13 protein-coding genes are annotated in these 13,469 nt (G+C 61.9%); 11 read left to right on the forward strand and 2 right to left on the reverse strand.

Annotated elements, in window-relative coordinates:
• Window positions 1-179: 179 nt before the first annotated feature.
• Window positions 180-1,088, reverse strand: coding sequence for a LysR family transcriptional regulator (locus tag V7N12_RS06215; RefSeq protein WP_333713431.1), 909 nt, complete (start codon window positions 1,086-1,088; stop codon window positions 180-182).
• Between the two features lie 161 nt (window positions 1,089-1,249).
• Here V7N12_RS06215 and V7N12_RS06220 point away from each other — a divergent pair, with 161 nt between their 5' ends.
• The 11 genes from V7N12_RS06220 to V7N12_RS06270 all read left to right on the forward strand — a co-directional run bounded on the left by V7N12_RS06220 (window position 1,250) and on the right by V7N12_RS06270 (window position 12,631).
• Complete coding sequence (locus V7N12_RS06220) at window positions 1,250-4,666, forward strand: indolepyruvate ferredoxin oxidoreductase family protein (protein WP_333713433.1); 3,417 nt, start codon at window positions 1,250-1,252, stop codon at window positions 4,664-4,666.
• 67 nt (window positions 4,667-4,733) lie between these two features.
• Window positions 4,734-5,642, forward strand: coding sequence for a lysophospholipid acyltransferase family protein (locus tag V7N12_RS06225; RefSeq protein WP_333713434.1), 909 nt, complete (start codon window positions 4,734-4,736; stop codon window positions 5,640-5,642).
• A complete protein-coding gene (locus V7N12_RS06230) occupies window positions 5,620-6,432 on the forward strand; it encodes a glutamate racemase (protein WP_333713435.1) in 813 nt (270 codons plus the stop codon). Before V7N12_RS06225 ends, V7N12_RS06230 begins: the two co-directional genes overlap by 23 nt.
• 38 nt (window positions 6,433-6,470) lie before the next feature.
• Window positions 6,471-7,499 (forward strand): N-acetyl-gamma-glutamyl-phosphate reductase, encoded by a 1,029-nt coding sequence (argC, locus tag V7N12_RS06235; RefSeq protein WP_333713436.1) that lies wholly within the window; start codon window positions 6,471-6,473, stop codon window positions 7,497-7,499.
• Complete coding sequence (gene ccmE, locus V7N12_RS06240) at window positions 7,496-7,966, forward strand: cytochrome c maturation protein CcmE (RefSeq protein ID WP_333713437.1); 471 nt, start codon at window positions 7,496-7,498, stop codon at window positions 7,964-7,966. Before argC ends, ccmE begins: the two co-directional genes overlap by 4 nt.
• Window positions 7,967-8,012: 46 nt before the next feature.
• Complete coding sequence (locus V7N12_RS06245; protein ID WP_333713438.1) at window positions 8,013-8,624, forward strand: holin-associated N-acetylmuramidase; 612 nt, start codon at window positions 8,013-8,015, stop codon at window positions 8,622-8,624.
• Entirely contained in the window at window positions 8,615-9,103 is a 489-nt protein-coding gene (locus V7N12_RS06250) for a holin family protein (RefSeq protein WP_333713439.1), read from the forward strand. The genes V7N12_RS06245 and V7N12_RS06250 overlap by 10 nt, the downstream gene beginning before the upstream one ends.
• A complete protein-coding gene (locus V7N12_RS06255) occupies window positions 9,093-9,296 on the forward strand; it encodes a hemolysin XhlA family protein (protein WP_333713440.1) in 204 nt (67 codons plus the stop codon). The genes V7N12_RS06250 and V7N12_RS06255 overlap by 11 nt, the downstream gene beginning before the upstream one ends.
• 75 nt (window positions 9,297-9,371) lie before the next feature.
• Window positions 9,372-11,348 carry a heme lyase CcmF/NrfE family subunit gene (locus tag V7N12_RS06260; protein ID WP_333713441.1) on the forward strand — a complete coding sequence of 659 codons (1,977 nt, stop codon included), beginning with the start codon at window positions 9,372-9,374 and terminating at the stop codon, window positions 11,346-11,348.
• Window positions 11,345-11,785 carry a cytochrome c-type biogenesis protein gene (locus tag V7N12_RS06265; protein WP_333713442.1) on the forward strand — a complete coding sequence of 147 codons (441 nt, stop codon included), beginning with the start codon at window positions 11,345-11,347 and terminating at the stop codon, window positions 11,783-11,785. The genes V7N12_RS06260 and V7N12_RS06265 overlap by 4 nt, the downstream gene beginning before the upstream one ends.
• Before the next feature lie 69 nt (window positions 11,786-11,854).
• Window positions 11,855-12,631 (forward strand): enoyl-CoA hydratase-related protein, encoded by a 777-nt coding sequence (locus tag V7N12_RS06270; RefSeq protein ID WP_333713443.1) that lies wholly within the window; start codon window positions 11,855-11,857, stop codon window positions 12,629-12,631.
• 68 nt (window positions 12,632-12,699) lie between these two features.
• Here V7N12_RS06270 and V7N12_RS06275 read toward each other — a convergent pair.
• Window positions 12,700-13,469, reverse strand: a 770-nt coding sequence (locus V7N12_RS06275; protein ID WP_333713444.1) for a citrate/2-methylcitrate synthase, incomplete at its 5' end; no start/stop codon positions are given.

A 13,469-nucleotide genomic window follows, 5' to 3' on the forward strand; every position in this document is an offset into this window, starting at 1 on the left:
TTCAAGATTGCAGTTAGTGCGCAGAATTTGTGCAATCAAGAAAGAAGTCAGCCTATAGGCGCAAAGCCGCTATGTGCTGGTTGCAAGGCTGTGCTGCCTCGCCGGTGCCGCCGGACGATCACGCGCCGTGATGTGTGCTGGCCGCGCATCATGCCAAGGCGATGGCGGCCACGTGATAATCAGTCGGGGTCGCCCGCCTCTCTGATGCGGCGACGGTGCGCGAAGATCTCATCCTGCACGAAATCGCGGAAGGCGGCGATCCGTTTGGATTGCCGCAGTTCTTCGGGGTAGGCCAGAAAGACCGGCACTTCGCCGCTTTCCAGATCCGGCAGGACGCGGACCAGTTCGGGGAAATCCTCGATCACGTAGTCGGGCAGAACGCCGATCCCGATCTTGTTGAGGATGCCTTGCAGCACGCCGAAGTAGTTGTTCACCGTGAACACATGCGGAATGTCCTGCGTCAAAAGGTGCTGGACTAGGACCGCGCCGGCGCTGACCTGAATGGAATTGGGGCTTTGGCAGATCAGGCGGTGGCCGGTCATATCCTCGAGCGTGAGCGGGGTGCCGTTTTTTGCCAGATACTCGGGCGACGCATAGAGCCGCATCCGCACCGACATCAGCCGTTTGCGGATCAGATCGGCCTGACTGGGTTCCTTCATGCGGATCGCGACATCGGCCTCGCGCATGGGCAGATCGAGCACGCGTTCTTCCAGCATCAGGTCGATCTTGAGATCGGGATATTTCTCGTAAAGCTTGGGCAGGCGCGGGGCGAGCCAGAGCGTGCCGAAACCGGTGGTCGTGGTGACACGCAATTCGCCGAAGACCTCTTCCTCGCTGTCGCGGATGCGGGCGGCGGCGGCGTCGAGGCGCTTGTTCATGCTTTTGGTCGCATCGAACAGCAGTTCGCCCTGTTCGGTCAGAATCAACCCGCGCGCATGGCGGTGAAACAGCGTTGTGTTCAGCGATTCTTCCAATGCCCTGATCTGGCGACTGACGGCAGACTGCGACAGACGCAGCGCGTCGCCGGCATGGGTCAGCGAACCGGCGTCGGCGACTGCGTGAAATATTCTTAGCTTATCCCAGTCCATGAATCACTGTTGATGAAGATGTTAACGGTATCAGTTTCGACTTCATTACCCGAGGGCCGGTCAAAAAGGCAAATAATGATATCACTGATTTTTGTCTTTGTAGGTCAGGATGTTTGACCTAAGATAAGCCTCAGTCGATTGACGCCGCTGGGAGGCATGGTTTGAGCAATCACGATATCTCGCTGAATGACCGCTATGACTTGACCAAGCGTCAGGTGCTTTTGAACGGCACGCAGGCGCTGGTCCGGTTGATGCTGATGCAACGTGCGCGCGATGAAGCCGCCGGTTTGAACACGGCAGGCTATGTGACCGGCTATCGCGGATCGCCCTTGGGTGCGGTCGACATGCAGATGACCAAGGCCAAGAATGTTCTCGAACCTGCACAGATCCTGTTCCAGCCCGGACTGAACGAGGACCTTGCCGCCACCGCCCTTTGGGGCAGCCAGCAGGCCGAGTTGCGCGGTGAAGGCAAGTATGACGGTGTCTTTGGCCTTTGGTACGGCAAGGGACCGGGGGTCGACCGTTCGGGCGATGTGATGCGTCATGCCAATATGGCGGGCACCTCTCCCCATGGCGGTGTGATCATGGCGATGGGGGACGACCACACGGGCGAAAGCTCGACCACGCTGCACCAGTCCGACTGGGCGATGGTGGATGCCTATATGCCCATCGTGTCCCCTGCGGGGGTGCAGGAAATCCTCGACTATGGCCTTTATGCCTATGCGTTGTCGCGGTTTGCGGGGGTCTGGGTCGGGCTGAAGACCATGAAGGACACGGTCGAGGTCACATCCGTCGTGGATGGCAGCATCGACCGGATGTCCTTTGTCGAACCGCAGTTCGAGATGCCCGAGGGCGGGTTGAACATCCGTCTGGTCGATACCCCGCAGTTGCAAGAGGCGCGGATGATCGACCACAAGCGCTTTGCCGCCGAGGCCTTCGCCCGCGCCAACAAGATGGACCAGCGCAAATGGGGGAAACCCGGGGCCAGGATCGGTTTCGTCGCGGCGGGCAAGAACTGGCTGGATCTGCAGCACGCGCTGTCGCTCTTGAACATCGACGAGGCCGAGGCCGAACAACTGGGGATCACCACCTACAAGGTCGGGCAGGTCTGGCCGCTGGATATGGCCAGCTTCCACAAATGGGCCGAAGGGCTGGAACTGATCGTCGTGGTCGAGGAAAAGCGCAAGCTGATCGAGGTGCAGGTCAAAGAGGCGATCTTCGACGACCGTGCCGGACGGCGGGTCTATGGCTGGCACAAGGGGGACGAACACTCGGAAGGGCGCCGCGAAGAGATCTTTCAGACCAAGGCCGACATCAACCCCGTCATCGTCGCTGACAAACTGGGCGAAATACTTGTCGAGGAAGGCTGCGGATCAGACCGCATCATGGCCGGGATCGAGGCGCTGGCCGCCGCGCGCCGCGCCGACAACGCGCCCGAAATCGCGGCGCGTCTGCCCTATTTCTGTTCGGGTTGTCCCCATAACACCTCGACCAAGGTGCCCGAGGGCAGCCGTGCCTATGCGGGCATCGGCTGTCACTACATGGTGCAGTGGATGGACCGCGAGACGGTAGGCTTTACCCAGATGGGCGGTGAAGGTGCGAATTGGGTGGGCGAGGCCCCGTTTTCCACCCGCGACCATGTCTTCCAGAACCTCGGCGACGGCACCTACAACCACTCGGGCGTGCAGGCGATCCGCTTTGCGCTGATGGCGGGCACGAACATCACCTACAAGATCCTCTTCAACGATGCGGTCGCCATGACCGGCGGGCAGGGCAATGACGGCGGGCTGACGGCGGACCAAATCTGCCGCGAGGTGCAGGCCATGGGGGTCCGCAACATCGCGCTGGTCTATGACGAAAAAGAGGATCTGGACCTGAGCGTCTTCCCAAAGGGATTGGACGTGCACGCGCGGGCCGATCTGCCGCAGGTGCAAGAGAAATTCATTCAATACAAGGGCGTGTCTGTCATTGTTTATGTGCAGACATGCGCCGCCGAAAAGCGCCGCCGCCGCAAGCGCGGGCTTTATCCCGATCCTGACAAGCGGGTGTTCATCAATACCGACATCTGCGAAGGCTGCGGCGATTGCGGTGTGCAGTCGAACTGCGTCTCGATCGTGCCCGTCGAGACCGAGTTGGGCCGCAAGCGCGCCATCGATCAATCCTCCTGCAACAAGGATTTTTCCTGCGTCAACGGGTTTTGCCCGTCTTTCGTGACCGTCGAGGGCGCGCAGATCCGCAAGGAAGCAACGGCAGAGGTGGCCTTGCCCGATCTGCCCCTACCGGTTCTGTCCGGCATCCGTGGCACCCACAACGTGGTGATCACCGGTGTCGGTGGCACCGGGGTCGTGACCATCGGCGCTGTGCTGGCGATGGCTGCGCATATCGACGGCAAGGGTGCCGGCATGATGGAGATGGCCGGCCTTGCGCAGAAGGGCGGTGCGGTGCATATCCATTGCCGTCTCGCCGAAAGGCCCGAGGATATCAACGCGATCCGCGTCGCGACCGGGGAATGCGATGTGCTGGTCGGCGGCGATCTTGTCGTCTCGGCCGGTGCCAAGACGCTGGGGCTGATGCGGCCGGGCAAGACACGGGCCGTGGTGAACAGTCACGAGATCATCACCGGCGACTTCACGCGCAATACCGAATTCCGCCTGCCGACGGACCAGTTGCAGCTGTCACTCGATGCGCGGATCGGCGCGGGGTTGATGATGTTCGATGCCTCGGAACTGGCCAAGGCGCTATTGGGTGACAGCATCTATTCCAACATGATGATCTTTGGTGCGGCCTGGCAGATGGGCGCCATTCCTGTGACCCATGATGCCATCCAGAGCGCGATCGCACTGAACGGCGCGGCTGTGGAGCGCAACAAGAAAGCTTTCGCTTATGGGCGTTGGGCCTTTCTCTATCCTGAAGAGGCCAAGGGCATTCTGGCGTCGAACGTTGTCCGGCTGCCCAAGACGCTGGACGAGAAAATCGCCTTTCGCGCCGATCATCTGACCGCCTATCAGGGTAAGCGGCTGGCGAAACGCTATCGCAGGATGCTCGACCGGTTCGACGACCCCGCGATGAAAGAGGCGGTCGCCAAGGGCTATCACAAGCTTTTGGCCTACAAGGATGAATACGAGGTCGCGCGCCTCTTGTCCGAAACGCGGGCAAAGGCCGAAAAGGAATTCGCTGGCGACCTGAAGCTGACCTATCACTTGGCGCCGCCGATGCTGACCAAGACCGGCGCGGACGGGCGACCGGTGAAGAAAGAGTATGGCGCGCGGATGGCGGCGCTGTTTCCGCGTCTGGCCAAGCTGAAATTTCTGCGCGGCACGCCCCTTGATCCTTTCGGACGCACGGCGGAACGGCGTCTGGAACGGGCCTTGATCAAGCAGTATGAGGCCGACATGGCGGATGTTCTGGCCAATTTGGCCCCGGACAATGTCGAAACCGCCATAGCGCTGGCCACCTTGCCGTTGGAAATTCGCGGCTTCGGGCCGGTGAAAGAGGCCAACGAACGCAAAGCTGCCAAGAAGCGCGAAGAGTTGCTGGCAGCCATGCGCGGCACGATCAGCCAGATCGCCGCAGAGTAGGGGTTTGTCATAGCTTTGTTGCAGAGTTGTGGTATTTGCATCGCAAATGAGAGACCTTCCGAACCCCATGCGCTCTAGCCAACGACAAATCGCCCGCGACATCAGCTATGCATCCTCGGCAAAGGGCCGCAGCGGCCGTGTCGTGATCCGTGTGATGGAAAATGTGACCGGCCGCCTGGGCCTGATCCGCAGGGCCCAAGGCTATGGTGAAGAGGTCGCACAGGGCCGCGACTTCTGGAAGGTGATGACCGAACGCTATGGCGTGGACATCGACCTTGTGGGCGGATCGCTTGAAAATATCCCCCAGACCGGCCCCGTCATCGTCGTGTCGAACCATCCTTTCGGAATCCTCGACGGATTGATCATGGGCCGCATCCTGTCCGAGCGGCGGGGGGGTGATTTCCGCGTTCTCGCACACCGTGTCTTCCGCCGCGCCGCCGATCTTGAACGGATCATCCTGCCGATTTCCTTTGATGAAACGAAAGAAGCGGCGCAGTTGAACCTCGAAACCCGCAAACTGGCGATCGACTATCTGCGGCAGGGTGGGGCAATCGGGATTTTCCCGGGCGGGACGGTGTCAACCTCGGCCACGCCATTTTCGGAACCGATGGACCCAAGCTGGCGCACCTTCACGGCCAAGATGATCGCCAAGTCCGGCGCGACGGTGGTGCCGGTTTTCTTCGACGGTCGCAACAGCCGCCTGTTCCAACTGGCAAGCCATATGCACTACATCCTGCGCACCGGCATGTTCATTCGCGAATTCAAGGCCAAGATCAACAAACCGGTGCGGATCGTGGTCGGCGAACCGATCCCGCGGGACGTGCTGGCCCGCTTTGAAAAAGACCCCAAAGCCTGCATGGATTTCCTGCGCAAAGCCACGTATGACTTGAGCCCAAGGCCCATCGACGCCAGTCAGTTGGGGCATGAGTTCGAGGTTAAATACAAGGCACGCCATGGCAGTGGGGATATTCGATAGCGGGCTCGGGGGGCTGACGGTTCTTGATGCCGTCGCAAGGCGGCTGCCTGATCTTCCGCTGGTCTATTTGGGCGACAACGCCAATTCGCCCTATGGCGTGCGGACACCTGACGACATCTTCGATCTGACGACAAAGGGAACGCAGCGTCTGTTCGATGCGGGCTGCGATCTTGTCATACTGGCCTGCAACACCGCCTCGGCCGCTGCCTTGCGCCGGATGCAGGAAGCTTGGGTGCCCAAAAACAAGCGGGTGCTGGGCGTTTTCGTGCCGCTGATCGAGGCGCTGACCGAACGGCAATGGGGCGACAACTCGCCGCCGCGCGAGGTGGGTGTGAAACATGTGGCGCTGTTCGCCACGCCTGCAACGGTATCCAGCCGCGCCTTCCAGCGCGAACTGGCCTTTCGCGCGATCGGTGTCGATGTCGAGGCGCAGGCCTGCGGTGGTGTTGTCGATGCGATCGAAGAGGGCGACCTGATCCTGGCAGAGGCCTTGGTGAAAAGCCATGTCGACGCGCTCAAGCGCAAGATGCCGCTGCCCGATGCCGCCGTGCTGGGCTGCACCCATTACCCGCTGATGGCCGATGCCTTTCAAGAGGCCCTTGGCCCTGACGTCAAGGTTTTCTCGCAGGCCGCGCTGGTGGCCGAAAGTCTGGCTGATTATCTGACCCGCCGCCCTGAAATGGTGGGCCCGGGAACCGAGTCGTTGTTTCTGACCTCGGGCAAACCGGCGCAGGTGTCGGCGCGCGCGACCCAGTTCTTGCGACGACAGATCACCTTTCAAGCCGCCTGAACCGAAATTATATTCATTCCTTTCAAAGGGATACGACCATGACCTTCAATGTCGCCATTCTTGGCGCTTCTGGTTACACCGGCGCCGAACTGGTGCGCCTGATCGCCACCCACCCCGGGCTGAACATCGTCGGGCTGTCGGGGAACGCCAAGGCTGGCATGGCCATGGCGGATGTGTTTCCGCATCTGCGCCATCTGGATTTGCCAGTCTTGACCACCATCGAAGAGATGCGCCTCGATGCTGTCGATCTGGTGTTTTGCGCCCTGCCGCATGCCACCTCGCAGGCGGTGATCTCGCAACTGCCCAAGACCTTGAAAATCGTCGACCTGTCGGCGGATTTCCGGCTGCGCGATCCGGCTGCCTATGAAGCATGGTATGGCAAGCCCCATGCCGCGCCCGCGTTGCAGAAAGAGGCGGTCTATGGCCTGACCGAGTTCTACCGTGACGAGATCCGCAGTGCACGGCTGGTCGCCGGCACCGGATGCAATGCGGCGACAGGGCAATATGCCTTGCGGCCCCTGATTGCGGCGGGGGTGATTGATCTCGATCAGATCATTCTCGATCTCAAGGCGGCAGTATCGGGCGCAGGACGCAGCCTGAAAGAGAATCTGTTGCACGCCGAACTGTCAGAAGGGGCTCATGGATATTCGGTCGGTGGCATCCACCGGCACCTTGGCGAATTCGATCAGGAGTTCAGCGCGGTCGCAGGCCGCCCCGTGCATATCCAGTTCACCCCACATCTGATCCCCGCCAACCGCGGCATTTTGGCCACCACATATGTGCAGGGCGACCCGCAGGCCATATATGACACGCTGCAAGCCGCTTACGCGGACGAGACATTCATAGAGGTTCTGCCGATGGGACAACATCCGTCGATCAAGCACATCCGTGCCTCGAATTTCTGCCACATCGGCGTGGTGGCCGACCGCGTGCCGGGGCGGGCGATCGTGATTGCCGCCCTCGACAACCTGACCAAGGGGTCCTCGGGGCAGGCGATCCAGAACGCCAACCTGATGCTGGGCCTGAAAGAAGAGGAGGGGCTGATGCTGGCCCCTGTCTTCCCGTGACCGGCGGGTTTAAGAGCCTCAAGAAGCGGCGGCGCATTCAGGTGCTTTCGCTGGCGGGGATCAGCCTTGCGCTGGTGCTGGTGCTGCTGTGGTTTCTGCCCGATGACAGCTTCCAGTTCTTCCGTTCCCCGTCCGAGGTGGCCGAGGCACCGCCGCCCCCGAACGAACGTTTTCGCATCGGCGGGCTGGTCGAAGAGGGGACACTGGTGCGCGGTCAGGGCAAGCAGGTCAGCTTTTTCGTGACCGATGGCGGGGCCTCTATCCCCGTGGTCTACACGGGCATCCTGCCGGACCTTTTCGGCGAGGGCGAAGGCATGGTCGCGCAGGGAAATTTTGTCAACGGTCGCTTTGAAGCCGTTGAAATCCTTGCCAGACATGATGAAACCTACATGCCGGCCGAAGTCATCAATGCCCTGAAGGAACAGGGTGTCTACGTGGCACCGGACGATGGGGTCGCCACGAATTAAGACTTGATTTGCACAGTTTGCCCCAAGCACCAGACGGGGGGCAGACATGCAGACAGTAACCCAGATCGCGCAAGGCATCGTCGCCAGAGAAGGCGGCTTTGTCGATGACCCGGACGATCCCGGCGGTGCCACGAAATACGGTGTGACGATCCACACCATGCGCAGGCTGGGCCTCGATCTTGACCGCGACGGTGACGTGGATGCCGAGGACGTCAAGGTGCTGACCCGCGCCCATGCCGTCTCGATCTTTGTCGAACATTATTTCCGGACGCCGCGCATCGACCGATTGCCCGACGCGCTGCACGCGACCGTCTTTGACATGTATGTCAATGCGGGGGCCAATGCCGTGAAGATCCTGCAAAGGCTGCTGGTCGACATGCGGTTGGATGTCACCGTCGATGGCGTGATCGGTCCGCAGACGATAGGCGCGGTCCGACAGGCGATTGCGGCTGCGCCGGATCATCTGGTCGACGCCTACGGGATCGCGCGGCGCAACTACTACTACGACCTTGCCGACCGTCGGCCCGCCAGCCGCAAATACGCCCGCCGCCGTGATGGCGGCAAGGGCGGCTGGATCCTGCGGGCCGAAGAATTCATCGCACCTCGCTTTCACATCAGCGAGGCGCAACACCGCGAAAGGACTGCCCGATGGGTGTGATCAATGGTCTGATGCAGTTTCTCTTCGGGGACGGGCGCAACATCGTCACCGAAACCGTCGAGGTTTTCCGCGAGAACGCCGAGAATGGCGCGGTGCGGGATGCGGATGCGAGGGCGCAAAGCCTTGCCCAGTTCGCTGCCGAGTTCCAGCACCAGCGCAGGGGACTTTTCGACCGCTTCGTTGACGGGCTGAACCGTCTGCCGCGCCCTGCACTGGCGCTTGGCACCATCTGGCTTTTCGTCGAGGCGATGCGCGCACCCGAGGCTTTCGCCCAATCCATGGTCGGGCTGGCCGCGATACCAGAGCCGCTCTGGTGGCTGATGGGTGCGGTTGTCAGCTTTTACTTCGGCGCGCGCCATCAGGCCAAGGCGCATGAGTTCCAGAATGCGCTGGCACAGGTCGCCGTCGGGCGGACCCCGCCAAAGCCCGCAAGCGACAATCCCGCCTTGGACGAATGGCGGGCCCGTGATGCAGGCTGATCCCATCGACAGCACCGAACGGCGCATCGCCGCACTTGAATTGCGCAATGCCGTGGAAGAGGTGCACCGGATCAATGTCTCGGACCGGCTGACAGCGATCGAGGACATGCTCAAATGGCTGGTCCGGCTGATCATCGGCGGGCTGTTGATGGGCGGTCTGGCCTTCGTTCTGCAAGGCGGGCTGGTGACCTAGGCTGCGCCAATTTGTACCGCCGATTTGATCGGCGGGCTATGTTGTCCGGCCCCGGAATGTCCTATCTTCTGCCGCATGTTGGTAGAGCTTGGACATTTCGCTTTGATTCTGGCCTTTGGCGTCGCCATCGTCCAGACCATCGTTCCCTTGGTCGGGGCCCATCGCGGCCATGCCGGATGGATGGCCGTGGCCGAGCCTGCGGCGACGGTGCAGTTCCTGCTGACCGCCTTTTCCTTTGCGGTGCTGACTTGGGCCTTCGTGACTTCGGACTTCTCGCTGCAACTGGTCTATGCCAATTCGCACACCGACAAGCCGATGATCTACAAGATCACCGGCGTCTGGGGGAACCACGAAGGCTCGATGCTGCTTTGGATGGTGATCCTGACGCTGTTCGGGGCATTCGCCGCGTGGTTCGGGGGCAATCTGCCGACACGGCTTCGGGCGCGGGTCCTGGCGGTGCAGGCGGCGATCGGCGTGGCGTTCTTTGCCTTCGTGATCTTCACCTCGAACCCGTTCCTGCGCCTTGAAGTGCCGCCGCTGAATGGCCGCGACCTCAATCCGCTGTTGCAGGACCCGGGCCTCGCGTTCCATCCGCCGTTTCTCTACCTTGGGTATGTCGGCCTTTCGATGTCGTTCTCTTTCGCCGTCGCCGCCCTGATCGAGGGGCGTGTCGATGCCGCCTGGGGGCGCTGGGTGCGGCCATGGACGCTGGCGGCCTGGATGTTCCTGACGGTCGGCATCGCGCTGGGGTCGTGGTGGGCCTATTACGAATTGGGCTGGGGCGGGTTCTGGTTCTGGGATCCGGTCGAGAACGCCAGCTTCATGCCGTGGCTGATCGCTGCCGCCCTGCTGCATTCCGCCATCGTCGTGGAAAAGCGCGAGGCGTTGAAAAGCTGGACCATCCTGCTGGCGATCCTTGCTTTCGGCTTCTCGCTTCTGGGGGCGTTCATCGTGCGGTCGGGCGTGCTGACCTCGGTCCATGCCTTCGCCAATGACCCCGAGCGGGGCATCCTGATCCTGATCATCCTTGCGATCTTTCTTGGTGGGTCGCTGACGCTCTTTGCGTTCCGCGCCCATGCGCTGGAGGCCAAGGGGGTCTTTTCCACAGTCAGCCGCGAAAGCGCGCTGATCCTCAACAATATCCTGTTGTCGGTCAGTTGCTTCGTGGTGTTCATCGGCACGATCTGGCCGCTGGTCGCCGAGATGCTGTTCGACCGGACGCTGTCGGTCGGGCCGCCGTTCTTCGATGCGGCCTTTACCCCCTTCATGGTCGGGCTTGCGATCATCCTGCCGATCGGGTCCATCATCGCGTGGAAGCGCGGCACCTTCGAGCGGGCGATCAAGGCGACCACCGGTTGGCTGGTGCTGGCGCTGGCCCTGGGTGCGCTGGCCTATGCCATGCAGACCGGCACTTCGGCGCTGGGACCGGTGGGGGTCGCACTGGGTGTCTGGGTCGTCGGTGGCGCTCTGGCCGATCTTTGGCTGCGCAGCGGTCGCGGCAGTCTCGGCCAGCGGCTGGGCCGCATCAGCCGCCTGCCGCGCGCCGACTGGGGCAAGGCCACGGCGCATATCGGCATGGGTGTCACCGTCTTCGGCATCGCCGCCATGCTGGCATGGGAAATCGAGGATATCCGCGTCGCCGAGATCGGCGAGACATGGACCGTCGGGTCCTACGAATTCCGTCTGGATGACGTGCGCAACGAACAGGGGCCGAACTACCTGACCACGATGGCCGATATCACCGCCTGGCGGAACGGCCAACGTGTCGGCGTGCTGAACCCTGAAAAGCGGTTCTATCCGGTCGCCAACATGCCGACCACCGAGGCGGCGATCATCAACGGCTTTACCCGCGATCTTTATGTGGTGATCGGTGATCCGCAGGAAAACGGCGGCTGGGCCGCGCGCGTCTATATCAAGCCTTTCGCCAACTGGATCTGGGGTGGCGCGATCCTGATGGCGCTGGGTGGCTGTTTCTCGCTGTCCGACAGGCGTCTGCGCGTCGGTGCGGCGGCGGCCAGAAAATCCCCAGCGGCCCCGGTGCCTGCGGAATGAAGCGGCTGCTGGTGATCCTGATCTTGCTGGCCGCGCCGCTTTGGGCGGTCCAGCCGGACGAGATCCTTGACGATCCCGTGCTCGAAGACCGCGCGCGCGCCTTGTCCCAAGGTCTGCGCTGCCCGGTCTGCCGCAACGAAAGCATCGACGAAAGCAACGCGGCCCTTGCCAAGGAACTGCGGATCGTGCTGCGGGAACGGCTGGTCGCGGGCGATACCGACCAAGAGGCCGTGGACTTCATGGTCGCCCGCTATGGCGAATTCGTCCTACTGCGGCCCGATACCAGCGGCGCGAATATCATCCTCTGGCTGGCAGCCCCCGCGCTGTTGCTGATTGCCCTTGGCATCGGTTGGACCGCGATCCGCAACACCCGCACGACGCCCGATCCCCTGACCGAGGCGGAAAAGGCCGAGTTGGAGAAAATCCTGCGGTCGTGACGCGCGGTCGGTCTTTTCCTGCATCTGTCTTGCGTTAGGGTTCCGGCAAGCACCAGAAGGAACCTTGCCATGGATTATCAGGCCATCACCCTTGCCATCCGCGACAAGGTCGCGGTGATCACGCTGAACCGTCCTGAGATGATGAATGCGCTGAACGCGCGGATGCGGGCCGAGATCACCGATGCGGTGAAGGTCGCGGAAGCTGACGCGCGTGTCGTCGTGCTGACCGGTGCCGGCAAGGCCTTCTGTTCGGGGCAGGACCTTGGCGATGGCGGCAGCGCCGCCACCCTCGATATGGAGGCGACATTGCGCGACGAATATGTCCCGATGCTCAAGGCGATCTTCGACTGCAAGGTGCCCACGATCTCGGCCGTCAATGGACCGGCGGCAGGGGCAGGGGCCAACCTTGCCCTTGCGGCCGATGTGGTGATTGCAACCGAAAGCGCCTATTTCGTGCAGGCTTTCACGCGGATCGGCTTGATCCCGGACGCGGGCGGCACCTATTGGCTGCCGCGTCAGGTCGGGGCCGCCAAGGCGATGGGTGCGGCGCTTTTCGCCGACAAGATCATGGCCACCGAGGCCGAACGCTGGGGCATGATTTATGAAACCGCCCCCGATGCCACATTCCACGACCATGTCGCGGCGCGTGCGGCCCATCTCGCACAAGGGCCGACCGTGGCCTACCGCGAGCTCAAGGCGGCCATTCGCGGGTCGTTCGAGAATACCTTGGACGAACAACTGGCGCTCGAGGCGCGGCTGCAAGGCGTCTGCGGCAAGACCCACGACTTTCAGGAAGGCGTCACGGCCTTCCTTGAGAAACGCAAAGCGGTCTACGAAGGACGCTAAGCCGCGCCGCGCCGGTTCCGTGGTGTCACGAAAAGGAAAGGGCCGCATCATGCGGCCCTTGTTCGGTTCTAGCGTTTTTCGATGTCGATATAGTCGCGCTGCAACTCCCCCAGATAAAGCTGGCGGGGCCGACCGATCTTGAGTTGCGGATCGGCAAGCTGTTCTTTCCACTGGGAAATCCAGCCCACGGTGCGGGCCAGCGCGAAGATCGGGGTGAACATCGCGGTGGGAAAGCCCATCGCCTCCAGGATGATGCCCGAATAGAAATCCACGTTCGGGAACAGCTTTTTCTCGGCGAAGTAGGGATCGGCCAGCGCCTGCTTTTCCAACTCTTTCGCGACCTGAAGGATCGGATTGTTTTCCACACCCAGAAGGTCCAGCACCTCGTCTGCGGATTGCTTCATCACCGTCGCGCGCGGGTCGAAGTTCTTGTAGACGCGGTGGCCGAAGCCCATCAGGCGGAACGGGTCGTTCTTGTCCTTGGCGCGGGCGATGAATTCGGGGATGCGGTCCGGCGTGCCGATTTCCTTCAGCATCTCCAGACAGGCCTGGTTTGCGCCACCATGGGCAGGGCCCCAAAGGCAGGCGATACCTGCGGCGATACAGGCGAAGGGGTTCGCCCCTGAAGATGACGCCAGCCGCACCGTCGAGGTCGAGGCGTTCTGTTCGTGGTCCGCATGAAGCGTGAAAATCCGGTCCATCGCACGGCTCAGGATCGGGTTGACATGATATGTCTCGGCTGGGACCGCAAAGCACATGTGAAGAAAATTCGCCGCATAATCCAGATCGTTGCGCGGATAGACGAAGGGCTGGCCGATGGAATATTTGTAGGCCATCG

The organism is Yoonia sp., assembly GCF_036770585.1.
In the GTDB taxonomy this organism is placed as follows: Bacteria; Pseudomonadota; Alphaproteobacteria; order Rhodobacterales; family Rhodobacteraceae; genus Yoonia.

Bases quoted from the DNA above. Each gene is read 5' to 3' on its own strand.
- argC (WP_333713436.1), top strand. From the start codon at position 6,471: ATGACCTTCAATGTCGCCATTCTTGGCGCTTCTGGTTACACCGGCGCC.
- V7N12_RS06215 (WP_333713431.1), bottom strand. From the start codon at position 1,088: ATGGACTGGGATAAGCTAAGAATATTTCACGCAGTCGCCGACGCCGGT.
- V7N12_RS06265 (WP_333713442.1), top strand. From the start codon at position 11,345: ATGAAGCGGCTGCTGGTGATCCTGATCTTGCTGGCCGCGCCGCTTTGG.
- V7N12_RS06270 (WP_333713443.1), top strand. From the start codon at position 11,855: ATGGATTATCAGGCCATCACCCTTGCCATCCGCGACAAGGTCGCGGTG.
- V7N12_RS06255 (WP_333713440.1), top strand. From the start codon at position 9,093: ATGCAGGCTGATCCCATCGACAGCACCGAACGGCGCATCGCCGCACTT.
- V7N12_RS06225 (WP_333713434.1), top strand. From the start codon at position 4,734: ATGCGCTCTAGCCAACGACAAATCGCCCGCGACATCAGCTATGCATCC.
- V7N12_RS06260 (WP_333713441.1), top strand. From the start codon at position 9,372: ATGTTGGTAGAGCTTGGACATTTCGCTTTGATTCTGGCCTTTGGCGTC.
- V7N12_RS06250 (WP_333713439.1), top strand. From the start codon at position 8,615: ATGGGTGTGATCAATGGTCTGATGCAGTTTCTCTTCGGGGACGGGCGC.
- V7N12_RS06245 (WP_333713438.1), top strand. From the start codon at position 8,013: ATGCAGACAGTAACCCAGATCGCGCAAGGCATCGTCGCCAGAGAAGGC.
- V7N12_RS06230 (WP_333713435.1), top strand. From the start codon at position 5,620: ATGGCAGTGGGGATATTCGATAGCGGGCTCGGGGGGCTGACGGTTCTT.